The sequence below is a fragment of the Streptomyces fagopyri genome (assembly GCF_009498275.1).
Classification (GTDB): domain Bacteria; phylum Actinomycetota; class Actinomycetes; order Streptomycetales; family Streptomycetaceae; genus Streptomyces; species Streptomyces fagopyri.
Window position 1 is genome coordinate 4,462,235 of record NZ_CP045643.1, and the last position, 25,853, is coordinate 4,488,087.

The following is a 25,853-nucleotide window of genomic DNA, read 5'->3' on the forward strand; positions in this document are numbered from 1 at the left end:
CATGTCCAGGTCAAGGATGGGCATCCCGGGAGCGATCCGCATCTCGGCGCTCCCGGACCCGTCCGCGGCACCGGTCCTTCAGCGGCCCTCCGCGACCGCGCGCGGCAGCTGGGGTGCGGGCGGGGCGGTCGCGTGCCGTGGGCCGGTACAGCCACGCCGGCGGCCGGGTCGGGCCGTCCAGCGCGGGCACCGGGACGTACGCGACCTGGTGAGGGCCCGCGGTGAGACGGGACGGCGCCGGGCGGCCCGAGCGGTGGGTGGTGCTGCCGACGGGGACGAGGAAGCGGACGGCCGGCGTCCGCGGTCCTCCTCGACGACCGGGCCCGGGTCGTCCCCGGTCGCCCGCGCGGGGCGGCCGGCGACGGCGCGGCCGGGGCCACCGTCCACCCGGACGTCGTCGAACCCGACGCCGGCCTCGCGGAGTCGGAGTTCGCCGAGTCCGTCCGACGGTCCGTGACACACCGCGCCCCCGGCTCGGCCGGAGCCTCACCGGGGGCGCGGTCAAGGGCCCTACGAGATGAACGAGTTGATCTCGATCGTCTCGTCGCGGCCGGGGCCGACACCGATCGCCGAGATCGGGGCGCCCGACATGTCCTCCAGCGCCCTGACGTACGCCTGGGCGTTCTTCGGCAGGTCGGAGAAGGACTTCGCCTTGGTGATGTCCTCGGACCAGCCCGGCAGGGTCTCGTAGATCGGCTTCGCGTGGTGGAAGTCGGTCTGGGAGTACGGGAGTTCCTCGACGCGCTTGCCGTCGATCTCGTACGCCACGCAGACCGGGATCTCGTCCCAGCCGGTCAGGACGTCCAGCTTGGTGAGGAAGAAGTCCGTCAGGCCGTTGACCCGGGTCGCGTAGCGGGCGATGACCGCGTCGAACCAGCCGCAGCGACGGTCACGGCCGGTCGTGACGCCCCGCTCGCCGCCGATGCGGCGCAGCGCGTCGCCGTCCGCGTCGAACAGCTCGGTCGGGAACGGGCCCGAGCCGACGCGGGTGGTGTACGCCTTCAGGATGCCGATGACCCGGCTGATCTTCGTCGGGCCGACGCCCGCGCCGGTGCAGGCGCCACCGGCGGTCGGGTTGCTGGACGTGACGAAGGGGTAGGTGCCGTGGTCGATGTCCAGCAGGGTGCCCTGGCCGCCCTCGAAGAGGACCACCTTGTTCTCGTCGAGCGCCTTGTTGAGCACCAGGACCGTGTCGGCCACGTACGGGCGCAGCCGCTCCGCGTACGTCAGCAGTTCCTCGACGACCTGGCCCGCCTCGATGGCACGGCGGTTGAAGACCTTGGTCAGGAGCTGGTTCTTGCCGTCGAGGGCCGCCTCGACCTTCTGCGTCAGGATCGACTCGTCGTAGAGGTCCTGGACGCGGATACCGACGCGGTTGATCTTGTCCGCGTAGGTGGGCCCGATGCCCCGTCCCGTCGTACCGATCTTCCGCTTCCCGAGGAAGCGTTCCGTCACCTTGTCGACGGTGACGTTGTACGGCGTGATGATGTGAGCGTTTCCGCTGATCAGAAGCTTGGAGGTGTCGACGCCGCGCTCGTTCAGTCCGTTCAGCTCGGAGAACAGGACCGACGGGTCGACGACGACTCCGTTTCCGATCACCGGAGTGCACTCCGGCGTGAGGATTCCGGAAGGGAGGAGGTGGAGGGCGTACTTCTGATCGCCCACGACCACCGTATGGCCGGCGTTGTTGCCGCCCTGGTAGCGCACCACATAGTCCACGGATCCACCGAGCAGGTCGGTGGCCTTTCCCTTGCCTTCGTCACCCCACTGAGCACCGAGCAGCACAAGTGCGGGCACAGGCGTACACCCCTTCCGGGCGGGGCATGTCCAAGGTCGGGGACGTACGCGGCTGATTCATTGCACGGCTGCGTACGCCGGCGACCTCCTTTGGCCGCGACCGTCGGACCGGATGCCCCGGAATAGACGAAGCCCCTGGCGCAATAGCGCAAGGGGCTCTTGCACAAAGATGCTACCCGAGGAAGCGAGGCATGACCGAGGTGGCGGCTTCCGACCAGCTTCTGGTGGTCATCGACCCGGTCGCCCGTCGCCATGACGGTGAGTCGGTACGGATCGCAAAAGACGTGCTCAGCGCGGGTGCGGCCACGAAAGTGTGCCTCCCGGAAGGACCGGAGGAATTCGCCCGGGCGCTGGCCCGCAGAGGGGCCCGGAGGCCGGTCGTCGTGGGCGACGACCGGACACTGCTGCACGCCGTGTCCCTTTTGCACCGACAACGGGATCTGGCCGTGTGCGGGTTGGCGCTGGTGCCCGTCGGCGGATCGCTCTCCCTGGCGCGGGCCCTCGGAGTGCCCACGGGAGCGGTGGCCGCGGCACGGGCCGTGCTCGACGGGGTCGAGCGGCGGCTGGATCTCCTGGTCGACGACAGTGACGGGGTCGTACTGGGGGCGCTGCGGATACCGCCGGCCGGTTCACCGGTGCCGGTCCCCGACGGTGCGGAGGAGATGGGGGCCGACGTCCCCGGGGCGCATCCGTGGCTGCGCACCTGTCAGTCGCTGGTCCGTACGCTCGCGGCGCGGCCCGCGGGAGTGGCGCCGGGGCGGACGAGGGCGCGGACCTGGGGACGGGTGGTGTCCCTGCCCGCGGGGCCGGGACCCTCGCGGCTGCGGGTCGAGGTCGACGGGATCACGCTGGTCGATCTGGACCAGCCGGTGGAGACGGTGTCCGTGATACCGGGTGTCTCCGGGGGCGCGGAGGTGGAGGTGCGGCCGGTCTCCGTGGGCGCGCAGGCCGCGCCGCTGCGGATGGTGGGGCAGCGGGTCACCGTGTCCGGGGCGGACTTCAGGTACCGGGCGGACTCGGTGGTCTCGGGGCCGGTGCGCACGCGGACGTGGACGGTGCGGGAGGGCGGGTGGGGGCTGACCCTCCCGGGCTGAACGGACTCGCCACGCCACCCGTCGCCGCTCCTCGCCACGCCATCCGTCGCCGCTCCTCGCCGCTCCTCGCCGCGCCGCTCCTCGCCGCGTCGCCCGGCCTCCACCGGCCGTCGCCGTCAGCCGCCGTCGCCGTCAGCCGCCGTCAGCGCCGAACAGCTTCTCCCGGTGGGTGCGCCAGCGTTCCATCATCCCGGCGATCTCGCCGTCGATGAACTCGAAGAAGGCGAGGGTCTCGGAGAGCCGGCGTCCGGCGGGGGTGCGCGGGCCGAGGCTGTCGACGCCCGCGCGCAGGGCCAGCTCCCAGCGCTTGAGCACGGCGTCGCGGCTGGTCAGCGCCTCGTACCACTGGTCGCTGTGCACGCGGTAGCGCTCGCGCCGGGAGCCGGGGTCCCGCTCGCGCGAGACCATGTGCTGCTGCGCGAGATAGCGCACCGCCCCGGAGACGGCGGCCGGACTGACCTGGAGCCGTTCGCCGAGTTCGGCGGAGGTCATGGCACCGGAGTCGGAGGCGAGCAGCGCCGCGAAGACCCGGGCGGGCATCCGCTGCATCCCGGCCTCGACGAGCTGCGCCGCGAAGCCCTCGACGAACTGCGAGACCGCCTCCGGATCCCGCTCCGCCGCACTCGGTCGGTCCATCTGCCGATCATCTCCCCTGCTCGCGCACCACCACCGAGTCTATCCGGAGTTCATACGTTTCCTTAACTTCACAAATTTCTGAAAGACGCGTACGTTCTGAACCATGACGACGGCACACCTCGCCCTGGAGGTCTCCGGACTGCACAAGTCGTTCGGCGAGACGCACGCGCTGGACGGTCTCGACCTGCACGTCGAGGCCGGCGAGGTGCACGGCTTCCTCGGCCCGAACGGCTCCGGGAAGTCCACCACCATCCGGGTCCTGCTCGGCCTGCTGCGGGCCGACGCGGGCACCGTGCGCCTGCTGGACGGGGACCCCTGGAAGGACGCGGTGGAGCTGCACCGGCGGGTCGCCTACGTCCCCGGCGACGTCACGCTGTGGCGGAACCTGTCCGGCGGTGAGGTCATCGACCTGTACGGGCGGCTGCGCGGCGGCCTCGACCGGGGACGGCGCGCGGAGCTGACCGAACGGTTCGAGCTCGACCCGACGAAGAAGGGCCGCACCTACTCGAAGGGCAACCGCCAGAAGGTCGCCCTCGTCGCCGCCTTCGCCTCGGACGTCGACCTGCTGATCCTCGACGAGCCCACCTCCGGGCTCGATCCGCTGATGGAGGAGGTCTTCCAGCGGTGCGTCGAGGAGGAGCGCGACCGGGGCCGCACGATCCTGTTGTCGAGTCACATCCTCAGCGAGGTGGAGGAGCTCTGCGACCGGGTCAGCATCATCCGCAGGGGCCGCACCGTCGAGAGCGGCACACTCGCCGAACTGCGCCACCTCACCCGTACCAGCGTCACCGCCGAACTCGCGGGCCCGCCGGGCACCCTGGCGTCGCTGCCCGGGGTGCACGACGTCGACGTACAGGGCACCCGGGTGCGGCTCCAGGTCGACACGGACAAGCTGAACGCCGTACTGCGCTCGCTCACCGACTCCGGCGTACGGTCCCTCGCCGCCACCCCGCCGACCCTGGAGGCGCTGTTCCTGCGGCACTACCAGGAGGACGCGCCCGCGGAGGCGACGGCCCGATGACCGCCACGAACACCGCGAAATCCGCGAACACCACGGCCACCACGGCCACGGCGAACACCACGGGCGACCGGCATCCCGCGCCCGGCGCGGCCTTCGCGGTACGGGCCGGAGGCGCCCGGCAACTGGCCGGGACCGGGGCTCTCCTGAGGTTCGCACTGCGCCGCGACCGCGTGCTGACGCCGCTCTGGACGGCTGTGACCGCGCTGATGATCCTCTCCGTGCCGAACACGCTGAAGACGGTGTACGGCACCGCGCCCGAACGCGCCGCTCTGGCGCGGCAGATGCTCACCAACAGCTCGCTGCGCGCCACGTACGGGCCGGTGTTCAGCGACTCCCTCGGCGGCCTCACCGCCTGGCGCGTGGGCGGCTACGCCGGTCTGTTCGCCGGGATCATGAGCCTGCTCGTCGTCGTCCGGCACACCCGTGACGAGGAGGAGAGCGGACGCCAGGAACTCCTCTCGTCCGCGATGGTGGGACGGCGCGCCCCGCTGACGGCGGCGCTGCTGGCGGCCCTGGTCGCGAACGGCGCGCTCGCCGTCCTCATCGCGGGCGCCCTGGCCGGCCAGGGCGCCGCCGGCGCCCTGGCGCTGGGCCTCGGCGTCGGGGGCACCGGCATGGTCTTCGCCACGGCGGCGGCGATCGTCGCCCAGTTCACGCAGAGCGCGCGGCTGGCGAAGGGGCTGACGGGCGGCGTGCTGGGCGCGGCGTTCGTCCTGCGGGCGGCCGGTGACTCCGCGGTGGACGACGGCTCGTCCCCGCTGACGTGGGCGTCGCCGCTGGGCTGGCTGGAGAACGAGCGGCCGTTCGCGGACGAGCGGTGGTGGGTGCCGCTCCTGTTCGCCGTGGCCGTCGCCCTTCAGGGCGCGCTCGCCTACGCACTCGCCGGCCGGCGTGACGTCGGCATGAGTTTCCTGCCGACACGGCCGGGTCCGGCCTCGGGACGGCTCGGCACGGCCTGGGCGCTGGCCTGGCGGTTGCAGCGCGGCGGCGTGCTCGGCTGGAGCCTCGGCTTCCTCGCCGCCGGGGCCGCGTTCGGCGGGATCACCAGGGGCGCGTCCGGTCTGGTCGGCGACAACGCCAGGACCCGCGAGATCATCGAGCGGATGGGCGGGCGGTCCGGGATCACGGACGCGTTCCTCGCCACGATGACGGGCATGCTCGGAATGGTCGCCGCGCTGTACATCGTCTCCTCCGTGCTGCGGCTGCACGGCGAGGAGACCTCCCAGCGGGCCGAACCGATCCTGGCGAACGCGGTGGGGCGGCTGCGCTGGGCGGCCGGACACCTGGTCGTCGCCTTCGGCGGAGCGGCCCTGATCATGCTGCTGGGCGGAGCCGGTCTCGGGCTCGGATACGGCCACCGGGCGGGGGCCGTACTCGGTGCCTGCCTCCTCCAGATCCCCGCGGTCTGGACGCTGGGCGGGCTGGCGGTCCTCCTGTACGGGGTCTCCGCCCGCGCGGCGCCCGGCGCCTGGGGCGCGGCGGGCCTCGTTCTCCTGCTGGGCTGGATCGGGCCCGCCCTGGACGTCCCCCGGGTGCTCATGGACCTCTCGCCGTACGCTCATCTCCCCAAGCTGCCGGGCGGGGAGATGACCTGGACACCGGTGCTGGTCCTGACCGCCGTCGCGGTGGGCCTGACCGGCGCCGGGCTGACGGCGCTGCGCCGACGGGACCTGAGCGCCTGACACCGCACGCCCGCGGTCACCCGACGGCACGGGCGCGGACGCCGGTGAGGCGGCGCCGGGAACCCCGGGCCGCCCCGCCGCGCCCCTGCCGCTCGGGCGAGAACGCCTGAGAGCCCGCGGCGGTCCGGCCGCCGACGCGGGCGCGGGCCTCGCGCTCCGGACCGCCGGGGCCCGCGGCCGGTCGGGGCGGTTCGAGCGGGGGCCCGACCGGGGTCCGCTCTCCGCGGAACCGCCCCCGCTGGTCCCGGCGGTCCGGAGCGCGCGGCCCTGTCACCGTGGGCGCTCGGCCGGCGGGTCAGAGGGCGACGCTGAGCCCCTCGAGTCCCCGGATCACGAAGTTCGGCTTGCGCTCCGGTTCCGCCGCGAGCCGCAGTGTCGGGGCCAGTTCGAGCAACGCGCCCAGCGACGCCGCCAGTTCGATCCGGGCCAGCGGCGCGCCGATGCAGTAGTGGATGCCCGCGCTGAAGGAGATGTGCGGGTTGTCGGTGCGGGAGAGGTCCAGTTCCCCGGGGTCGGTGAAGACCGCCGGGTCGTGGTTGGCGGAGCCGAAGAGCAGCGCGATCTCCGCGCCGCGCGGGATCGTCGTACCGTCGATCTCGATGTCGTCCAGCACCCAGCGCTCGAACATCTGGAGCGGGGTGTCGTAGCGCATCAGCTCCTCCACCGCCGTGGGGACCAGCGAGCGGTCCGCGCGCAGGGCGGCCAGCCGGTCGGGGTGGCGGAAGAGCGTCCACCAGCCGTTCACCGTGGCGTTGACCGTCGCCTCGTGCCCCGCGTTCAGCAGCAGCACGCATGTGGAGATCATCTCCTGCTCGGTGAGCCGGTCGCCCTCGTCGTACGCGGCGATGAGGCCCGAGATCAGGTCGTCGCCCGGCTCCTTGCGGCGGGCCTCGATCAGCTCCCGCAGATACTCCGTGAACTCGACCGACGCCCGCACCGCCCTGGCCGCCGTCTCCCGCGACGGGTTCAGCTCGTACATCCCGCAGATGTCCGCCGACCACGGCCGCAGCGGCGCCCGGTCGGACTCCGGGATGCCCAGCATCTCGGCGATCACGGCGACCGGGAGCGGCTCGGCCACATCGGTGAGCAGATCGCCGCCGCCCGCCGCGACCAGACCGGCGACCAGCTCGCCGGCCAGCCGCCGCACGTACGGTCCCAGCCGCTCGACCGTGCGCGGGGTGAACGCCTTGGAGACGAGCCGGCGGATCCTGGTGTGGTCCGGCGGCTCCAGGTCGAGCATCCCGTGGTCGTTGAGGACGTGGAACGGCTCGTGCTCGGGCGGGGGCGCCGTCCGCCCGAAGTCCTCGTGCGTGAAACGGTGCCGGTACGTCCGGCCGAGGCGCCGGTCCCGCAGCAACGCCGACACGTCCGCGTGGTGCGGGACCAGCCACTGGTCGGTCGGCTCGTAGTAGTGGACCCGACCGCGCTCGCGCAGTTCCGCGTACGCGGGGTACGGGTCCGCCACGAACGCCGGGTCCCAGGGGTCGAACGTCCCGGGAGTCTCCAAAGCTGCCATGACCGGACGCTAGCCCGCCGCACCCCCCTCTGAACAGGGGCGTCTCGGCGGACGGTCCCCCGTGCCGTCCGCCCCGGCCGCCCCGCCCCGGGACCCGGCGGGTCACCTGGGCGTGATCAGCCGCGCCTCGTAGGCGAAGACCGCCGCCTGGGTGCGGTCCCGCAGCCCCAGCTTCACCAGGATGCGGCTCACATGGGTCTTGATCGTGGACTCCGCGACGAACAGCCGCGAGGCGATCTCCGCGTTCGACAGACCCTGCGCGATCAGGACCAGCACCTCCGTCTCGCGCTCGGTCAGGTCGCCGTAGGCCGCCTGCGCCGTGGCCGACAGCCGTGGGGCGTCGGCGAGCTTGGAGAACTCGGTGATCAGCCGCTTGGTGACCGAGGGCGCGAGCAGCGCCTCGCCCGCCGCGACCACCCGCACCCCGTCGGCGAGCTGGCGCGCGGAGGCGTCCTTGAGCAGAAAGCCGGAGGCTCCCGCGCGCAGCGCCTGGTACACGTACTCGTCCAGGTCGAAGGTGGTGAGCACCAGTACCTTCGCGGTGCTGTCCGCCGCGACGATCTCCCGGGTCGCCTCGATGCCGTTCAGCTCCGGCATGCGGATGTCCATCAGCACGACGTCCGGGCCGAGTTCACGCACCCGCTCGACCGCGTCCCGGCCGTTGACCGCCTCGCCGACCACCTCGATGTCCGGCATCGCGCCGAGCAGCACGGAGAACCCCTCGCGGACCATCACCTGGTCGTCGGCGATCAGCACACGGATGGCGCCGCCCGCCGTCCCGGGCACCGCCCCGCCGGTCGTGCGGTCCGGTGTCCCGCCCGTCCCGCCCGTCATCCGGACTCCTCCGCCACGGGCACCGGCAGGAACACCGTCACCTCGTATCCCCCGTCGTCCGTCTCGCCCGTCGTCATCTCGCCGTCCAGCATCGTGACGCGCTCCCGCATGCCGGTGATGCCGTGGCCCGCGCCGTGCGTGGACTTCACCAGGTTCGTGGCCGGCGCGGGGCCGTTGACTATCCGCAGGCCGAGCCCGCCCAGGACGTAGCCGATCTCGACGCGGGCCGTGGCACCGGGCGCGTGCCGCAGCGCGTTGCTCAGCGCCTCCTGGACGATGCGGTACGCCGACAGCTCGACGCCCTGCGGGAGTTCGCGCACCGCGCCGGTGACCACCTTCTCCACGCTCAGGCCCGCGTCCCGCACGTTGGCGAGCAGCGCCTCCAGGTCGGCGAGGGTGGGCTGCGGGGCGTCCGGCGCCTCGTAGTCCTCGGCCCGTACGACACCGAGGACCCGGCGCAGCTCGGTCAGCGCCGCCACCGCGTTCTCCCGGATCGTGACGAAGGCCTGCTCCAGCTCGGGCGGCGGATTCTCCACCCGGTAGGGCGCCGCCTCCGCCTGAATGGCGACCACCGACATGTGGTGGGCCACCACGTCGTGCAGCTCGCGCGCGATCGTCGTGCGCTCCTCCAGCAGGGTGCGCTTGGAACGCTCGTGGGCCGTCACGGACTGCTGGGCGGTCACCTCCCGCTCCGCCGCGCGGCGGATGTGCAGGACGGTGACGACGAGGAGGGCCAGGGCGGCGAGGAACAGCAGGGGCACCGAGTCGGTCTCGTAGTGCCCGGCGCCGAAGAGGGTCTCGGCCGCCATCCCGTACAGCGCGGTCAGCACCCACATCCAGGCCGCGGTGCGCGGCCGTGTCCGCAGCGCCACCACCGTCAGCACCACCAGGTGGCAGAGGAAGGCGCCCGGCGGCCAGGGCCAGTCGCCCCAGCTGTGGCTGAACACGGCCGCGAACGGTGTCGCCGCGAGCGAGAACCAGAAGGCACCCACCGGCCGGACGAGCGTCAGCAGGACCGGGAGCAGCACCAGGAAGCCCGGCACCAGACTCCGGGTCGCGGGGCCGCCGTCCTCCGAGGTGCTCGCGACGGCCATCGCGAACAGTCCGCACCCGACGGTGACGGCGTGCGGAGCCCAGGCCGCGTACACCCTGACGCCCTCGGGGAGACGTCGGGTGAGCGGACCGTCCACCCGCATGCGCGGGAGCGGCCGGTAGGCGAAGGCATCGTGGAGCAGGTCCTGCCGCAGTCCGCGCAGGGCGTCCACGTCCAGCCGGATCTCCGGCCTGCGTGGTTTGGCCCCGCCCGGCGGCGTCAGCTGCGTCTGGGTCGTCTCGGTCACGTTCGAAACGGTAGGCCGCCCGCCGGGTCGCCGTCGTCACCTGTGAGAAGGGTCCTGCCGGATCCGTCTCAGGTACTACGGGCCGGCCCGTAGAGGTGCGGGGCGAACCACGGGCGGGCCCGGCGGAGTGCCGGGCCGACCACGCGCGCACCCGGCGGAGAGCCGGCCGAACCACGGGCGGGGCCGAGGGGTGCCGGGCGGTCGCGGCCGTCCCCGTCACCAGGCCAGTTGGGCGATCTCCTCGGCGACCACCGCGCACGCGTCCGCCGCCGGATCGATCAGCGGGAAGTGGCCGACGTCCTCCAGGAGCGTCAGACCGACCACCTCGCCGGCCCGTGCCGCGGCCTCCGCGTACGACTCGGCGACCGCCTGCGGCACGACCAGGTCGGTGCGGCCCTGTACGAGGGTCGTGGCGATGCCCGTGGGGAGCAGGTGGGCGGGGTCCGCGTAGGGCTGGCGTTCCGCGAACCTCGCCTCACCGCCCAGGAGTTGGCGGGCCGCCCCGGAGCACACGTCCAGTTTCTCGGCGACCTGGAAGTCGGCGATCGGGGCGAGGGCCACGACGCCGCGCAGCGGGGCGGGGCGGTCCGTGCGCCAGGGGGCGTCGGCGGGCAGGACGTGCCGGGCGGCGGCCCACAGGGCGAGATGGCCGCCGGCGGAGTGGCCGGTGACGACCGTGCGGTGGGGGTCCACCCCCGGCAGATGCGCGCTCACCAGCCGGGGCAGCGCGTCGAGCGCCGCCGCGACGTCGTCGAAGGTGTCCGGCCAGCGGCCGGCCACCGGACTCTCGCCGCCCTGCGCGGGAAGCACCGTGCCCCTGCGGTACTCGACGTTGGCCACCGCGAAGCCGCGACGGGCCAGGAAGTCCGCGAACGGGGTGATGTGCCGGCGGTCGTACGGGGCGCGCCAGGCACCGCCGTGCAGGACGACGACCAGCGGGACGGGCAGCGCGGGGTCGGGATCGCGCGGGGCGTAGAAGTCGATCACCTGGTCGGGGTGGTCGCCGTACACGGCGGTGACGTCGGGGTCGACGGGCGAATGGGAGAAGGCCGACGCCTCCTCGGCGGCGTCCCGTGCTGCGGCGTCCCGTGCTGCGGCGTCGTCCGACATGCTCCAACCTCTCAGCGGTGAAACGGATTTGGCGGACCGGGAGAGATATCGGCCGCTCGCGGGGACGGTATCAGGCCCGTGACGTGCGCCTACACCCGGATGTCACGCTCGGTGAGGGGCAAACGGTTCTGCTGTCTCGTTACGCTGGGCGGGTACAGGCAGCCGACCGTGAAGGAGTCCGTCATGTCCGCCGAGCCCGGCACCGTGCGTCCCGGCGGGCGCACCGCCCGTGTCCGCGCGGCCGTACTGCGCGCCGCCGGGGACGTGCTCGCCGAGCAGGGGTTCGCGCATCTCGACCTCGCCGACGTGGCACGGCGCGCGGAGGTCGGGAAGACCACGGTGTACCGGCGGTGGGGGTCGGTGACCGGCCTGGTCGCCGACCTGCTGGGCGACATGGCGGAGCAGTCGCTGCCGCGCGCCGACACCGGGTCCGTCCTCGGTGACCTGCGCGCCAACGCCGCGCTGGTGCGCCGGACGCTGGCCGACGCCCGGCAGGGGCCGCTGTTCCGGGCGGTGATCGCCGCGGCGACGTCCGACGCGCGTACGGCGCAGGCGCTGCGGCGGTTCTACGACGTCCGGGTGGGCGAGTGGGCGCCGTGCGTCGAACAGGGCGTGGCCCGGGGAGAGTTGCCGGCGGGGACCGATCCCTCGCTGGTGGTACGGGCGGTGTCGGCGCCCCTCTACTACACGGTGCTGACCACCGGCGTGGTACCGGACGAGGCCGCCGCAGACCGGGCGGCAGAGGCGGCGTTCGCGGCCGCGGTGTCCGGGGTGTACGTCGTCGGGGACTGACCCGGCGCCCGGCGGGACGCGGGCCCGGTGCGCCCGCAGGAAGTTCCGGGCGCACCGGGCCCGCGTCCCGCCGACGGGCTCTCCCCCGGCCGGGCCTCCCCCTGCCCGGCCTCTCCCCTAACCCAGCGTCTCCCCCAGCACCCGAGCCGCCCGCTCCACGTCCGCGAACCCCACGTACAGCGGGGTGAGGCCGAAGCGGAGGATGTCCGGAGTGCGGAAGTCACCGACCACACCGCGTGCGATGAGCCGCTTCATCACATCCCCCGCGTCCGCGCACCGCAGGGAGACCTGGCTGCCGCGTTCGGCGTGGGCCGACGGCGTCACGGACTCCACGCGGCCCCCGGGGACGTACGCCGCGACGCAGTCCAGGAAGAAGTCGCCCAGCGCGAGCGACTTGGCCCGGACCGCGTCGACCGACACCCCGTCCCACACCTCCAGCGCGGTCTCCAGGGCCAGCATGGAGAGGATGTCCGGCGTACCGACCCGGCCCCGCAGGGCACCCGGCGCCGGTATGAACTCCGCGCTCATGTCGAACGGGTCCGTGTGCGAGTTCCAGCCGGGCAGCGGGGAGTCGAAACGCTCCTGCAGGCCGGTCCGGACATAGAGGTACGCGGGCGAACCCGGCCCCCCGTTCAGGTACTTGTAGGTGCAGCCGACCGCCAGGTCGACGCCGTGGGCGTCCAGGTCCACGGGCAGGGCGCCCGCGCTGTGGCAGAGGTCCCAGACCGCCACGGCGCCCGCGTCGTGGATCGCGGACGTCAGGGCCGGCAGGTCGTGCAGCCGGCCGGTGCGGTAGTCGACGTGGTTCAGCAGCACCGCCGCCGTACGGGGCCCGAGGGCGTCCGGCACCGCCGAGGGCTCCACCGGACGCAGCTCACAGCCCGTCAGACGGGCCGCCGACGCGGCGATGTAGCCGTCCGACGGGAACGTCGTCGCGTCGACGACGATCTCGTCCCGCCCGGCACCGGCCAGCCGCACCGCCGCCACCAGCGCCTTGAACACGTTCACGCTCGTCGAGTCACCGACCACGATCTGACCGGGAGCCGCGCCGACCAGGGGCGCGATCCGGTCGCCGATCCGCTCCGGCGCCGTCCACCAGCCGCTCTCCTCCCAGGACCGGATCCGCAGCTCACCCCACTGCCTGCGGACGACGTCGTCGACCCGGCCGGCGACGTTCACCGACAGCGCGCCGAGCGAGTTCCCGTCCAGGTACACCACGTCGTCCAGCACGAACCGGTCGCGCAGCTTCGCGAGTTCGTCCAAGGCGTCGAGCGCCGCCGCCTTCCCGGCGTACGACTCAGACATGGCTGCGCGCCGTCCACAGCTCCGGGAACACGTTCTTCTGCGCCCGCTTCTCCAGCCAGGCCACCCCGGCGGAGCCGCCCGTGCCCGCCTTCGCGCCCATCGCGCGGCGCGTCGCCACGAGATGGTCGTTGCGCCATCGCCACACCAGCTCGGCGACGTCCGTCAGCGCCTCCCCGAGTCGGGCCAGGTCGTTCCCCTCGTCCCCGGAATAGAGTGCGGTCCACACCGCCTCCACCTCCGGCGAGGGCTCGTACCGCAGCGACACGTCCCGCTCCAGCACGGCGGCCGGGACCGCGTGCCCGCGCCGCGCGAGCAGCCGCAGCACCTCGTCGTACAGGCTCGGCTCGTGCAGCGCCTTCTCCAACTCGGCGTGCACGCGCGGCGCGCCCCGGTGCGGGACCAGCATGGACGCGGACTTCTCGCCGAGCAGGAACTCCATCCGGCGGTACATCGCGGACTGGAATCCGGAGCCCTCGCCGAGCGCGGAGCGGTACGAGTTGAACTGCGCCGGCGTGAGCTGCGCGAGGGGCCGCCAGGACGCGTTCAGCGCCTCCAGCTCCCGCAGGGACCGCTTGAGGGCCGCGACGGCGACGGGCAGCCGGTCCTCGCGCAGCGCCTGCGCCGCGGTCTCCCACTCGTGCACGATGACCGTGAACCACAGCTCCATGACCTGGGTGGTCACCAGGAAGACCATCTCTCCGGGGTCGTCGGAGCGGATGTGCTGCAAGTGGGTGAGGACGTCCGCCTGGACGTAGTCCTCGTACGGCGTGGTGCCGTGGAAGTCGAGATGCGGGGTCTCGGGCGCCTGGGCCACCTCGGGCCGGGCCAGATGGGACGACATCGCTGTCTCCTGATACGTGCTCCGGGTAGCGGTCCGCCCCTGCCGTCATCGACACGGGGGCCCCGGTCCCCACCGGGAATCCTGCGCAATCGTCCCCCGAAAACGCAAGACCCGCCCGGTCACACCCGCCGGACGGGCCCCACGGGTTCGGCGGCGCGGGCCGGGTCCGCCCCCTCGGGACGGACCTCGCCCGCCGCGCCACTAGCCCAGCGTCTTCGCCGCCGCCGGCGAGGAGTCCTTCAGGAACTGGCTGCAGCGCTCGTACTCCTCCTGCTCACCGATCGCCTGCGCGGCGCGGGCGAGGGCGTGCAGGGCGCGCAGGAAGCCGCGGTTCGGCTCGTGCTCCCACGGCACCGGGCCGTGGCCCTTCCAGCCGCTGCGCCGCAGGGAGTCCAGCCCGCGGTGGTAACCCGTACGGGCGTACGCGTACGACTCGACGACGCTGCCCCGCTCGTACGCCTCGTCGGCCAGCTGCGCCCAGGCGAGGGAGGAGGTCGGGTACTTGGCGGCGACGTCGGCGGACGGCGTGCCGTTCGCCAGGAGCTCGCGGGGCTCCGGGTCGTCGGGCAGGTGGGTCGGGGGCGGTCCCCCGAGGAGGTTCTCGTGAATCGTCATGGGTTCCAGTCTGCTGCATCGCCGGTGCCCGGTGACGTCCGCCCGCCCCCTCCGGAGCAACTGGTTCCGCGGGAGCCGCCGGACCGCCCGCGCCGGCTCAGGACGGAAGCTTTCCCGGCGCCGCCACGCGCTGGGGCTCCAGCGGCGGCGTCGTCACACAGCCATGCGTACGGCACTGGGGGCGGCGGCAGTCGGGGGCCGGCCTGCGGACGGTCGCGAAGGCCAGTACCGCCCCCACGACGAGCACGCCCGCGCACAGCGGCATCGCGCGCCGGAACGCGGAGTCGAAGGCGTCCGCCGAGCGGTAGGCCTCCGGGCCCATGCCCACCAGCACCGGCAGCGCCGCCACCGCGAGGAGACCGCCGACCCGGGCCGCCGCGTTGTTGATGCCACTGGCCAGGCCCGCCCGTCCGGTGTCCACGGACGCGAGGACCGTCGCGGTCAGGGGCGCGACCAGCGTCACCATGCCCGCGCCCATCACCAGCAGCGCCGGCAGCACGTCGCTGACGTACACGGCGTCCTTGCCGACGCGCAGCATCATCAGCATGGCCACCGCGCACAGCAGCGGGCCCACCGTGAGCGGGATGCGGGGCCCGATGCGCTGGGCCAGCTCGCCGGAGCGGGCGGAGAACAGCAGCATCAGCGCGGTGGTGGGCAGCAGCGCCGTCCCCGCCTGGAGGGGCGAGTAGCCGGCCACGACCTGGAGCTGGAGCGCGGTCAGGAAGAAGAAGCCGCCGAAGGCCGCGTACACGCACAGGGTGACGAGGTTGACGGCGGTGAACTGCCGTGACGCGAAGATGTCCGGCGGCATCATCGGATCGGACCGGGTCCGCTCGACGTGCACGAAGCCCACGCCGGCGGCCACCCCCGCGACGGCGGTCACCCACACGAGCACGGACCCGCTCCTGGCCTCGATCAGGGCGTACGTCACCAGCGCGAGCGCCACCGCGCCCAGCGACGCGCCGAGCACGTCGAAGCTGCGACGCGGCCGCCCGCCCGCCGGCTCCTTGTCCCGGCCGGCCACCGCGCTGCCCGCGTCGGACTCCGGGACGTGCCGCAGGGCCACGGGAACGCACACCAGCGCCAGCGGGATGTTCAGCAGGAAGACCCAGCGCCAGCCGGGGCCGTCCACCAGCCAGCCCCCGAGGAACGGGCCGACCGCCCCGCCGATGCCGCCGAAGCCCGACCACAGGCCGACGGCCTTCGCGCGGTCGTCCGGGTGGAAGGAGGCCTGGATGAGCGCGAGGGAGCCCGGGGTCAGCAGCGCGCCTCCGATGCCCTGCAGGGCACGGGCCGCGATCAGCACGCCCGCGTTCGGCGCGAGCCCGCACAGCAGCGAAGCGGAGGCGAACCACATGACACCGAGGACGAACATCTTGCGGCGCCCGAAACGGTCCCCGAGCGAGCCGCCCAGCAGGATCAGACCGGCCAGCGTCAGCATGTACGCGTTCACGGTCCACTGCAGGGCGGCCAGGCTCGCGTCCAGGTCACGGCCGATCCGCGGCAGCGCGACGTTGACGACGGTCGAGTCCAGCATGGCCATGCTGGAGCCGAGCACGGTGGTCAGCAGGATCCATCTGCCCGCGGGCGTGGAGATCCGTACGGCCGGTGTTTCCTGCGAGGGCACAGCCATACTCCGGAGCATACGGAAGGGCCCGGCACCTTGGAGGTGCCGAGCCCTGACCGGAGTGGGGTTACTTGATCCTCGTGCCCGTCGAACGCAGCGCGGCGCAGGCCTCGGTCACCCGCTGGGCCATGCCGGCCTCGGCCAGCTTGCCCCAGGTCCGCGGGTCGTAGGTCTTCTTGGAGCCGACCTCTCCGTCGACCTTCAGGACGCCGTCGTAGTTCCTGAACACGTGGTCGACGACCGGACGCGTGAACGCGTACTGCGTGTCGGTGTCGAGGTTCATCTTCACGACGCCGTTCTCCAGCGCGGTGGCGATCTCCTCGGCCGAGGAGCCGGAGCCGCCGTGGAAGACGAAGTCGAACGGGGACGCCGTGCCGAACTTGGCGGCGACACCGTCGCTCAGCTCCTTCAGGAGCTCGGGGCGCAGGACGACGTTGCCCGGCTTGTAGACGCCGTGCACGTTGCCGAAGGACGCGGCGAGCAGGTAGCGGCCCTTCTCACCCAGGCCGAGGGCCTCGGCGGTGCGGATCGCGTCGTCGACCGTGGTGTACAGGGAGTCGTTGATCTCGTGCGAGACACCGTCCTCCTCGCCACCGGTCGGGGTGATCTCGACCTCAAGGATGATCTTCGCGGCGGCGGCCTTCGCGAGCAGTTCCTGACCGATGGCCAGGTTGTCGGCGAGGGTCTCGGCGGAGCCGTCCCACATGTGCGACTGGAACAGCGGGTTCTCGCCCCTGGCGACGCGCTCGGCGGAGATGTCGAGCAGCGGCCGGACGTAGGTGTCCAGCTTGTCCTTGGGGCAGTGGTCCGTGTGCAGCGCGACCGTGATGTCGTACTTGGCGGCGACGATGTACGCGAACTCGGCGAGCGCGACCGCGCCGGTCACCATGTCCTTCTTGTGCTGGCCGCCGAGGAACTCCGCGCCACCGGTGGACATCTGGATGATGCCGTCGCTCTCCGCCTCCGCGAAGCCGCGCAGCGCAGCGTGCAGGGTCTGGGAGGAGGTCACGTTGATGGCCGGGTAGGCGAACTTGCCTGCCTTCGCCCGGTCGAGCATCTCGGCGTAGACCTCGGGGGTTGCGATGGGCATCTGTCCGCTCCTTGTATGTGCGGGTGGCGTTCTGCTGTTTACGGCCCTGACCTAGGGGGCGACGTCATCGTCGGCCCCATCTTTCCAGACGTGACCCGGTGCTCCGGTCACCCTGTCCGGCATGCGGGACCCCGGGGTCCGGCGGGATCACGGACCCGTCGTCAGTCCAGGCCCAACTCGTCCTTGGAGAAGGCGAAGAGGTACGGCACTCCGGCGCCGGCCTCGATCTTCTCGGCCGCGCCGGTCGCCCGGTCGACGATCGTCGCCACGCCGACGACCTCGGCGCCGGCCTCCCGGACCGCCTCGACGGCGGCGAGCGGCGAGCCGCCGGTGGTCGAGGTGTCCTCGACCACGAGCACCCGCCGCCCCCTGATCTCCGGGCCCTCCACACGGCGCTGCAGGCCGTGCGCCTTGGCCGCCTTCCGTACGACGAAGGCGTCCAGCTTCCGGCCCCGGGCCGCGGCGGCGTGCAGCATGGCCCCGGCGACGGGGTCGGCGCCCATGGTGAGGCCGCCCACCGCCTCGAAGTCCAGCCCGTCCGTGAGGTCGAGGAGCACCTGCCCGACCAGCGGCGCGGCCTCGCCGTCCAGCGTGACCCTGCGCAGGTCCACGTAGTAGTCGGCTTCCAGACCCGAGGAGAGGGTCACCTTGCCGTGCACCACGGCCTTGTCCTTGATCTGCTGCAGCAGCGCGCCGCGTGTGCCTGCGTTGACGTCACTCATGCCCGCCAGCTTAGAGGCGCCGCCAGCTCCAGGTCATGGACGCCTCCAGCGGCTCGATGGGGGTGACCAGGCGCGGGTGGGTGTTCAGTCCGTTCGGCGGACCGGTCTGCGGCTCCACGCACACCGCCGCCTCCTGCTCGTCGTACACGACGACCCACTCCTCCCGGCTGGCCACCTTCAGCTCCAGCCGGCCGGGCCAGGTGAGGGTGACGTCGACGCCGTCGGGCATCCCGAAGCAGTCGTCCCAGGGGCTGGGGAGGGGGTCGACACGACGGCCGGTGGGCAGGTGGTCGGCGCCGCGCTCCTCCTGCCAGGCGGGGGTGAAACCGACCTGGACGCCCTCTCCCTCCAGGGTCCTGTTGAACCAGGGGTGCCAGCCGATCTGGGCCGGGAAGGACGAATCGTGCGTCTCCACGGACATGGTGAGCGTGAAGGCGTCCTCGGTCAGGGTGAAGGCCTGGGTGACGCGGCCGGGATGGGGCCAGGGGGCGACGAGGTCGTAGGTGATGACGGCCTCCCGCCCGTCGGCGCGGGCGGTGCGCCAGGCGCCGTCGCGGGCGGTGCCGTGGATGGCGTGGGGCGGGGAGTTGAGGGGCATCTGCCGGACGGTCGCGCCGTCCAGGAAGCGGCCGTCGCGGATCCGGCCGCACCACGGGGTCATCGGGAAGCACCCGAACTTCTCACCCTGGCGCAGCAGTTCCACGCCGCCGACCTTCAGACTGCCGACCCGTCCGCCATTGCCCGGCGTGACGGTCACTTCCGCGTCGCCCGCGGTCAGCGTGATGTCTTCGTTACTCACGGAGTCGACCCTACTGGTCCGGTTCCACCGGCCGTCCCGCACCCGGGGGCTGCCGCCCCGGAACCCCCGCATCGGCCTGAACGACCTCGTCCTCGAACGCCGGACGGGCTGACAAACGCCGGACGGGCTGAAAGACACGCGCCCACGACCGGCGTCTTCCGGCACGGGCCCGGCACGTTTCGCCGCGGACCGGGCAGCTTCCAGCGCGGGCTCGCCACCTTCGCGCATGGGCCGGACACTCTTCAGCCCGGGTCCGGCGCCTGCCGCGCCGCGGGCCTGGCTCACTTCGCCGCGGACTCGGCACCTCTCAGGGCCGCAGGCCCGGCACCTTTGAGCGCGGGCCCGCATCTCCAGCCCGTCCGGCGTTCGAGGACGAGCCCTTCGGGCGATGCGGGGGTCCGGGGGCGGCAGCCCCTTGGCGGGGTCCGGGGGCGGCAGCCCCTTGGCGGGGTCCGGGGGCGGCGGAGCCCCGGGTACGGGCGGCAAGACACCGGCAAGGTGTCAGCGTCGCTTGCGCAGGGCTCGGGTGACCACGATCGCCGAGGCCAGAGCCACCGCCGCGGCGGGCGCCGCCCACCGAAGCGTCGCCCGCGCCGCGTCCGCCTCGGGCGCCGGCACCGGCGCGTACCGCCCCCGCGGCGGCGCATGGTCGACCTCCTCCGCGCTGCGCCCGATCATCGTCCGCCGCGCGTGCGCCGCCTCGGCGATGGAGTCCTCCCTGTCCACGGGGCCCGGAGCCGTCGGAGCCGGTTCCTCGTCGTCCCCGGCGAGGGGATCGAGGGACGGCGGCGGGACCTCGGCGTCGAAGACGGAGTCCGTCACGCCGCCCCCGGCCCCGGACTCGGGCTCGGCCCCATCCTCCGGACCGGACGCGTCCTCGTCCTCGGCACCCGCCTCAAAGCCCCCGGCAGCGGAGACCTCGGACTCCGAACCCCGCTCGCCCCCGGTCTCCGTCTTCGCACCGGACCGCGCGCCGTCCCCGGACCCGGATCCACTCCCGTCCGCGGACCCGCCCCCCTCCCCGGGGGACTCGCCCGTACCGGCCGCCAGGTTCTCCGCGAAGCGGTTCAGCAGACGGGTCGCCGCCGTGGCGACCGTGGCCGGGGGGAGTTCACCCAGGCGCCCGTCCGCCGTGGCGGTGCCCGTGACGACGAGGGTGGTGCCGCCCTCGGCCGGCGCCAGCCGGAGGGTGAGGGCGAGTTTCACGGTTCCGGTGCCACGGGCCTCCGTACCGTCCCCCTCGACGGCGTACGCGCCGTCGTCCCGCGCGACGACCCGCACCGCCCCGCGATAGGTGATGGTGTGGCCGCCGACGCGGACGCGCAGTCGCCCGGAGACGGGCGGGGTGCCGGCGTCCTGCTGGAGCCCGGGTACCGCCCGGGCCACCCGCGCGGGATCGGCCAGCGCCTCCCTCAGCCGCTCGGCCGCAACCGGAACGAACACCTCATGCTCCATGTCGGCCGAGCCTACCCAGGCCGGTGCGAACCGCACCCGCGTATCAAGGGATTCCCGTGTCATTCGCCCATTCCCCCGCCCCCCGTGTCACTCGGAGTAGCGCGGATGCACCAGCGTGGAGGGCGCCACCGCGGTGATCCGGGTGAGCCACGCGGCCCGTGCGTCCGCCGCGAGGGACCGTGGCGTGAGCGAGCGCGGAGCGGGCCCGCGGGGGTCCAGGCGCAGGGGCGTGCCCTCGGTGGACGCGAGGACGAACCCCCAGTCGCGCGGAGCCCGGGACGCGTCCCGCGCACCGCCGGGTCCGGCCGCGGAGACGGAGTCGCGCCCGCCCACCCGGTACGGGGTCGTGCGCAGGCCGGCGGCCCGCAGCGTCGCCTCGACCGTCCAGAAGACACGGGGGCGGGAGGTGACCGGCCCGGCGTGCACCACCAGTCGCCCGCCGTCGGACAGCGCCCTGCTCGCCAGCCCGTAGAACTCCTGCGAGTACAGCTTGGTGCTCGCCGTGATGCCGGGGTCCGGCAGGTCGGAGATCACCACGTCGTACGGGGGCGGGTCCCCGCGCAGCCAGCAGAAGGCGTCGGCGGTGACCACACGCACCCGCGGGTCGTCGAACGCGTGGCCGTTGAGCGCCGACAGGGCCGGGTCCCGGCGCGCCAGCCGCACCAACCCGGCGTCGCGGTCGACGACGTCGACCCGGCGGACGTCCGGATAGCGCAGCACCTCGCGGACCGCGAGTCCGTCGCCGCCGCCGAGGACCAGCACGCGCGCGCGGCGCCCGTTCATCGCGGGGTGCACCAGCGCCTCGTGGTAGCGGTGCTCGTCGCGGCCGCCGGCCCGCGGGCTTCCGTCGACGAAGAGGCCGAGCGGGCGTCCGCGCGTGCCGCCGGTGAGGACCACTTCCTGCACGCCGGTCCGGAGGGCCACCCGCACGTCCCGGCCGTACACCGCCTGCCGTGCCGCGTGCTCGAAGTCGTCGACGAGTACGGCGGCCGTCGCGAGCAGGCCGAGGACCACCACATTGGCGATCAGCAGGAGCCACCGCCCGCGCCTGCTCAGGTCCCGGCGGAACAGGCCGAGCACGAGGGCGCCGCCGACCAGCGCGTTCACCGCCCCGGTCAGCAGCGCGCCGGTCAGCTCCCCCAGCCGGGGCAGCAGCAGAAAAGGAAAAGCGAGGCCTCCGACGAGGGCGCCGACGTAGTCCGCGGCGAAGAGGTCGGCCACCGCGCCGCCCGGGTCCTGGCGGCGGATGCGCTGTATCAACTCCATGAGGAGGGGGACCTCGGCGCCGATCAGCAGACCGATGGCGAGCGAGAAGGCGGCCAGCAGGTACCGCGACCCGCTCGCCCAGACGCCGCCCCAGCCACCCGTCCACGCGAACACGGCGTACAGGGCCATCGCGCTGCACCCGCCGACCAGCGCGAGCGCGGCCTCGACCGCGCCGAAACCGGCCGCCGCACGGGGACGCAGCCGTTTGGCGGCGAGGGAGCCGACGCCCATGGCGAAGACCATGACGGACAGCACGACCGAGGCCTGCGTGACCGAGTCGCCGACCAGGTAGGAGGCGAGCGCGACGAGTTCCAGTTCGTACACGAGTCCGCAGGCCGCGCAGACGAACACGCCCGCGAGGACGAGGAACCGGCCGGTGCCCGGACGGACGGGCAGCCGCGCCTGGCCCTGGACGCCCCGGGGCGACGGCACGCCGGGAGGAGCAGGCGCGTGCGGTTCGATCACGCTGGGAACGCTACGTCACACCGGCACTACGTCTCGTCACCCACACGTGTGGATCTGGCGCTCGCCCGTACGGTTGCCGGGGCAGGTGCGGCCGCCGTCCGGCGCCACCGGCCCCGGCCCCCGGTTCGTCTCAACGGCCGTATCCCGGCGGACCGGAGTCGCACCGCCTCACCCGACGGAGGCGCTGAGCAGATCGGCGTCGGCCGTCACGCGCACCCCGACCCTCGTCCGCGTCGCCACCAGTTGGCCGTCCTGCGGGTAGGCGTGCCACGTCCGCCAGTGGACCTGGCCCTCGTGGCGCTGGGCCAGCAGGGCGGTGAAGGCGTGCGGACTGCCGGGGAAGACGCCGACGAGTCCGTTGGGGTGGTCGGAGACCAGGGCGAGCAACTCCTGGGCGCGGCCCGCGAAGGAGCCGCGGGAAAGGGTCTCGACGCGCGCCGCGAACTCGTACTCCCAGTCGCCGACCCGCTTGGCCACGCCGAGGGGAAGCGGCGTGCTGCTGCCGGCGATACAGGCGACGGTCTCCGAACAGCTGCCCCGCTCCTCCTCGAGGAGAACCTGGTGGGACGCGCCGAGGAGCCGCAACTGCAGTCTCGCTCCTTCGAGTTCGAGGTCGAGGGTGGCGAGCGCGGGCAGCGGCTCGCGCCCCAGGGCCCACGCGAGGTCGGCCGCGCGCGTGTCGGTGTAGGCGGTGTTCAGGGTCGTGAGCATGGGTCGGCTCCGCTAGCACGCAAAGGGAGGTGGGGGTCCGGCGCACCCGGTCGGTATGAGGGGATCGACCCGGTCAGCCCGGTCAGCCCTGTCAGCCCTGTCAGGAAGGGACGATCCGAGGGCCGCGTTGGCGATTTAGAGGGAATCATGAACTGTGGTGCCACCACAGCGTTTTTACCCAACTTCGTAGGGTTTCCATCCCACCGAGGGCTCCACAGTTCAACTGTTCAACCACGCCGCGCGCCGGGCGCGCGGAAGCGGAAGCCCCGAACGGCCTCCCAGAGCGCGGCAACACGCGCCGGTCACGGCCCCCGGAAAGCCCCCCGAACGGCTCGCGAAGGGAAGCCGGCGGCGGCACCGGCGCGTCCTCGTGATTTTTCCGGCCGCACCCCGGCACCACCCTCCCGAACACCCCCCGCGCCCCTCCCGGCCGGCGCTCCGTGCCCCTCGCCCGGCAGCCGCCCCGGTCCCGCCGCCACCCGGTCCCGTCGCCCCGGCCCCGTACCCCCGCCCCGGCCCGTACGCGGAGGTGCCCGCCGGAAGTCGTTCCCGGCGGGCACCTCCGCGTGCCGCGGAGCTCGGCTGCCCCGTGTCAGCTGCCTCCACCGCATCCGCCGCCTCCACCGCAGGACGAGCCGCCTCCGCACGACGAATGGCCGCCGCCGCACGAGTGACCGCCGTGGTGACCCCCGTGGTGGCCGCCGCCGGACGAGTCGCCCCCGCCGGCCCACCAACTGCCGCCACCGCCGGCTCCGCCCCCGAGGACACCCCCGCGCGAGCGGGAGCTCCGCGCCTTCGGCGAACCGGCCTTCCCGCGGCTGCGGCGGTTGGCCCTGAGCCCACCGACCAGGACGATGAAGAAGACCGCCAGGATGATGCCGATGATCATGGCGTCACCCTCCTTTCGTTCCCCCCGAGACGACCCCCCGTGGGCGCCTCGCGTCGTGCGTGACAGGGGGATGCCCCCACGTCACGTCGGCCAAAGCAGAGTTGAGGAACTTCTGAGGGTCACGACGCGGGAACGGCCCCGGCCTGTCTCACCCGGATGCCGTCGCCCTTCCGGCGATCGCTTCCGGGGTGGGGTCGACCGCGTACGAGAGGCGGTGGAAGGCGCGGGCCCGGTCGGCGTCACCGAGCTGCCCGTGCGCCCAGCCGAGGTGGAACGCGGCGGCCGCGACGGGGAGTGCGCCCAGCGGGAGGATCCGCTCCCAGGCCCGGACGGCCGCGTCGAGATCACCGGCGTGGGCCGGCGCACGACCGTGTACGGCCCACGCCCGATGGTCGTTCGGGTTGATCTCGACGAGCCTCGCGGTGGAATCCAGCGCCCGCGGGACCTCTCCGTATCCGAGGAGGGTCTTGGACAGCGTCTCGAACATCGGGAAGGCGTGGTCGCTCCACGACAGGAAGTCCGGCGAGTCCGGGGCGGGACGGGCCGCCTCCAGAGCACGGGCCGCCCGGCCGAGGAACTCCATGGTCCCTTCCCTGTCCCCCCGCAGGTACGGTTCGAACGCGATCGCACGCGTACACGACGGCGCCGCCGTCACCGGCAATGGCCGCACGAACGCGAGGACTTACGGGACATTCCGGGGACACCGTCACACCGTGCGGCTCCGGAGCGAATTCGTCCCGCCCGCCGCACGGGGTTCTCACACGGTTCCGAGTCCGCCGCGAGAGCCGTTCCCGGGCGGCTGCCGCCGCTCGCGGGTCGCGCCGTACGCCTTGTCGCGCCTTTGTCGCGCCCGGAAATTCCTCGACGGAGCGCTGATCCGCGGCCTGCTCCCGGCCGCCTCCCGGCAAGGCGCTTCGGTCCGTCGCGAAGGCGCGTCCCGGCCGGTCTCCGACGCCCGGGTGCGGGCCGCGGCCGGACGGCGGGTGAGTTGAGGAACTCCACGGCTTGGGCGCAGGATGACCGGCATGACCTCCAACGGCCGCCGTCCGCTGCTCAACCGCCGACTCACCGAGTTCGGCACGACGATCTTCGCCGAGATGTCGGCCCTGGCGCTCAGCACCGACTCGATCAACCTCGGCCAGGGCTTCCCCGACACGGACGGGCCCGAGGAGATCCGCGAGGCGGCCGTAAGGGCGCTGCGCGACGGACGCGGCAACCAGTACCCGCCGGGGCCCGGCGTGCCCGAACTGCGGACGGCGATCGCCGCGCACCAGAAGCACCACTACGGGCTGTCGTACGACCCCGACCGTGAGGTGCTGGTCACCGCGGGCGCCACCGAGGCCATCGCCGCGAGCCTGCTGGCCCTGGTGGAGCCCGGGGACGAGGTCATCGCCCTGGAGCCGTACTACGACTCGTACGCGGCCGGGATCGCGATGGCGGGCGGCACCCGTGTCCCGGTCACCCTGCGCCCGCACGAGGGCCGCTTCCGGCTGGACCTCGACGAACTGCGCGACGCGGTCACGGACAACACCCGGCTGCTGCTCCTCAACACCCCGCACAACCCGACCGGCACCGTCCTCTCCCGCGAGGAGCTCGGCGAGATCGCGAAGCTCGCCGTCGAGCGGGACCTGCTCGTCGTGACGGACGAGGTGTACGAGCACCTCGTGTTCGACGACGCCGAGCACGTGCCGCTGGCCGGCTTCCCCGGGATGCGCGAGCGGACCGTCACCATCGGCAGCGCCGGCAAGACCTTCTCCTTCACCGGCTGGAAGGTCGGCTGGATCACCTCCACGCCGGACCTCGTCACCGCCGTACGGTCGGCGAAGCAGTTCCTGACGTACGTGGCCTCGGGACCGTTCCAGTACGCCGTGGCCGAGGCGCTCGCGCTGCCGGACACGTACTTCGAGGCGTTCCGCGCGGACCTGCGGGCCAAGCGGGACCTGCTGGCCGCCGGGCTCACGGCGGCCGGATTCGAGGTCTTCCGGCCGGCCGGCACGTACTTCGTCACCACGGACATCCGCCCGCTCGGCGAGAGCGACGGCTTCGCGTTCTGCCGCGCCCTGCCGGAGCGCGCCGGGGTGGTCGCCATCCCGAACGCGGTCTTCTACGACCACCGGGAGGAGGGCGCGCCCTTCGTGCGCTTCACCTTCTGCAAGCGGACCGAGGTGCTGGAAGCCGCGGCCCGGCGGCTCCGGGCGGCCCGCTAGCACGCGGGGCGCGGCTCCCGGGGGCGGCGCGCCGGAGCG

At 73.4% G+C, this 25,853-nt stretch carries 23 protein-coding genes; 5 read left to right on the top strand and 18 right to left on the bottom strand.

Annotated features, from left to right (window positions below; genetic code table 11):
• Positions 1–510: 510 nt before the first annotated feature.
• Positions 511–1,797 carry an adenylosuccinate synthase gene (locus GFH48_RS19175; protein WP_153289429.1) on the bottom strand — a complete coding sequence of 429 codons (1,287 nt, stop codon included), beginning with the start codon at positions 1,795–1,797 and terminating at the stop codon, positions 511–513.
• Positions 1,798–1,988: 191 nt separating this feature from the next.
• Here GFH48_RS19175 and GFH48_RS19180 point away from each other — a divergent pair, with 191 nt between their 5' ends.
• On the top strand, positions 1,989–2,891 hold the full coding sequence (locus GFH48_RS19180) for a diacylglycerol kinase family protein (RefSeq protein WP_153289430.1): 903 nt from the start codon (positions 1,989–1,991) through the stop codon (positions 2,889–2,891).
• A gap of 132 nt (positions 2,892–3,023) precedes the next feature.
• On the opposite strand, the gene GFH48_RS19185 is transcribed toward GFH48_RS19180, so the two are convergent.
• Positions 3,024–3,527, bottom strand: coding sequence for a GbsR/MarR family transcriptional regulator (locus GFH48_RS19185; RefSeq protein ID WP_153289431.1), 504 nt, complete (start codon positions 3,525–3,527; stop codon positions 3,024–3,026).
• A gap of 103 nt (positions 3,528–3,630) precedes the next feature.
• On the opposite strand from GFH48_RS19185, the gene GFH48_RS19190 reads away from it, so the two are divergent.
• Both GFH48_RS19190 and GFH48_RS19195 read left to right on the top strand, forming a co-directional pair.
• Complete coding sequence (locus tag GFH48_RS19190) at positions 3,631–4,548, top strand: ABC transporter ATP-binding protein (protein WP_153289432.1); 918 nt, start codon at positions 3,631–3,633, stop codon at positions 4,546–4,548.
• On the top strand, positions 4,545–6,230 hold the full coding sequence (locus GFH48_RS19195) for an ABC transporter permease (RefSeq protein ID WP_228120697.1): 1,686 nt from the start codon (positions 4,545–4,547) through the stop codon (positions 6,228–6,230). Before GFH48_RS19190 ends, GFH48_RS19195 begins: the two co-directional genes overlap by 4 nt.
• A 295-nt stretch (positions 6,231–6,525) precedes the next feature.
• Here GFH48_RS19195 and GFH48_RS19200 read toward each other — a convergent pair whose 3' ends face one another.
• From GFH48_RS19200 to GFH48_RS19215, 4 genes are all read right to left on the bottom strand, one after another.
• On the bottom strand, positions 6,526–7,746 hold the full coding sequence (locus tag GFH48_RS19200; RefSeq protein WP_153289433.1) for a cytochrome P450: 1,221 nt from the start codon (positions 7,744–7,746) through the stop codon (positions 6,526–6,528).
• A gap of 102 nt (positions 7,747–7,848) precedes the next feature.
• Positions 7,849–8,580 carry a response regulator gene (locus GFH48_RS19205; RefSeq protein ID WP_228120700.1) on the bottom strand — a complete coding sequence of 244 codons (732 nt, stop codon included), beginning with the start codon at positions 8,578–8,580 and terminating at the stop codon, positions 7,849–7,851.
• Positions 8,577–9,920 (bottom strand): sensor histidine kinase, encoded by a 1,344-nt coding sequence (locus tag GFH48_RS19210; RefSeq protein ID WP_153289434.1) that lies wholly within the window; start codon positions 9,918–9,920, stop codon positions 8,577–8,579. The genes GFH48_RS19205 and GFH48_RS19210 overlap by 4 nt, the downstream gene beginning before the upstream one ends.
• A gap of 216 nt (positions 9,921–10,136) precedes the next feature.
• A complete protein-coding gene (locus GFH48_RS19215; RefSeq protein ID WP_153289435.1) occupies positions 10,137–11,030 on the bottom strand; it encodes an alpha/beta hydrolase in 894 nt (297 codons plus the stop codon).
• Positions 11,031–11,213: 183 nt separating this feature from the next.
• Between GFH48_RS19215 and GFH48_RS19220 the strand changes: the two genes are divergently transcribed.
• Entirely contained in the window at positions 11,214–11,822 is a 609-nt protein-coding gene (locus GFH48_RS19220; RefSeq protein ID WP_153289436.1) for a TetR/AcrR family transcriptional regulator, read from the top strand.
• 117 nt (positions 11,823–11,939) lie between these two features.
• Here the strand turns inward: GFH48_RS19220 and kynU are convergent, their stop codons facing one another.
• The 12 genes from kynU to GFH48_RS19280 form a co-directional block, all read right to left on the bottom strand.
• Complete coding sequence (kynU, locus tag GFH48_RS19225; protein ID WP_153289437.1) at positions 11,940–13,127, bottom strand: kynureninase; 1,188 nt, start codon at positions 13,125–13,127, stop codon at positions 11,940–11,942.
• Positions 13,120–13,968, bottom strand: a complete 849-nt coding sequence (locus GFH48_RS19230) for a tryptophan 2,3-dioxygenase family protein (RefSeq protein WP_153289438.1) — start codon at positions 13,966–13,968, stop codon at positions 13,120–13,122. Before GFH48_RS19230 ends, kynU begins: the two co-directional genes overlap by 8 nt.
• Positions 13,969–14,169: 201 nt before the next feature.
• Positions 14,170–14,583 (bottom strand): DUF3151 domain-containing protein, encoded by a 414-nt coding sequence (locus tag GFH48_RS19235; protein ID WP_153289439.1) that lies wholly within the window; start codon positions 14,581–14,583, stop codon positions 14,170–14,172.
• Between the two features lie 97 nt (positions 14,584–14,680).
• Positions 14,681–16,216 (bottom strand): MFS transporter, encoded by a 1,536-nt coding sequence (locus tag GFH48_RS19240; protein WP_153289440.1) that lies wholly within the window; start codon positions 16,214–16,216, stop codon positions 14,681–14,683.
• 61 nt (positions 16,217–16,277) lie between these two features.
• On the bottom strand, positions 16,278–17,300 hold the full coding sequence (gene fbaA / locus GFH48_RS19245) for a class II fructose-bisphosphate aldolase (protein ID WP_153289441.1): 1,023 nt from the start codon (positions 17,298–17,300) through the stop codon (positions 16,278–16,280).
• 161 nt (positions 17,301–17,461) lie between these two features.
• Positions 17,462–18,022, bottom strand: a complete 561-nt coding sequence (gene pyrE, locus GFH48_RS19250; protein ID WP_153289442.1) for an orotate phosphoribosyltransferase — start codon at positions 18,020–18,022, stop codon at positions 17,462–17,464.
• 10 nt (positions 18,023–18,032) lie between these two features.
• Positions 18,033–18,821, bottom strand: a complete 789-nt coding sequence (locus GFH48_RS19255; protein WP_153289443.1) for an aldose epimerase family protein — start codon at positions 18,819–18,821, stop codon at positions 18,033–18,035.
• Positions 18,822–19,322: 501 nt separating this feature from the next.
• Complete coding sequence (locus GFH48_RS19260) at positions 19,323–20,276, bottom strand: SRPBCC family protein (protein WP_153289444.1); 954 nt, start codon at positions 20,274–20,276, stop codon at positions 19,323–19,325.
• A gap of 87 nt (positions 20,277–20,363) precedes the next feature.
• The gene (locus GFH48_RS19265) at positions 20,364–22,007 is read right to left on the bottom strand and encodes a polyamine aminopropyltransferase (protein ID WP_153289445.1); all 1,644 of its coding nucleotides are present in this window, start codon (positions 22,005–22,007) and stop codon (positions 20,364–20,366) included.
• A gap of 168 nt (positions 22,008–22,175) precedes the next feature.
• A complete protein-coding gene (locus GFH48_RS19270) occupies positions 22,176–22,718 on the bottom strand; it encodes a DUF2617 family protein (protein ID WP_153289446.1) in 543 nt (180 codons plus the stop codon).
• A gap of 592 nt (positions 22,719–23,310) precedes the next feature.
• Entirely contained in the window at positions 23,311–23,607 is a 297-nt protein-coding gene (locus tag GFH48_RS19275) for a hypothetical protein (protein ID WP_153289447.1), read from the bottom strand.
• Positions 23,608–23,755: 148 nt separating this feature from the next.
• Positions 23,756–24,190, bottom strand: a complete 435-nt coding sequence (locus GFH48_RS19280) for a hypothetical protein (protein ID WP_153289448.1) — start codon at positions 24,188–24,190, stop codon at positions 23,756–23,758.
• Positions 24,191–24,623: 433 nt separating this feature from the next.
• Here GFH48_RS19280 and GFH48_RS19285 point away from each other — a divergent pair, with 433 nt between their 5' ends.
• Positions 24,624–25,814: a pyridoxal phosphate-dependent aminotransferase gene (locus tag GFH48_RS19285; RefSeq protein ID WP_153289449.1), complete on the top strand. Its 1,191-nt coding sequence runs from the start codon at positions 24,624–24,626 to the stop codon at positions 25,812–25,814.
• Positions 25,815–25,853: the final 39 nt, after the last annotated feature.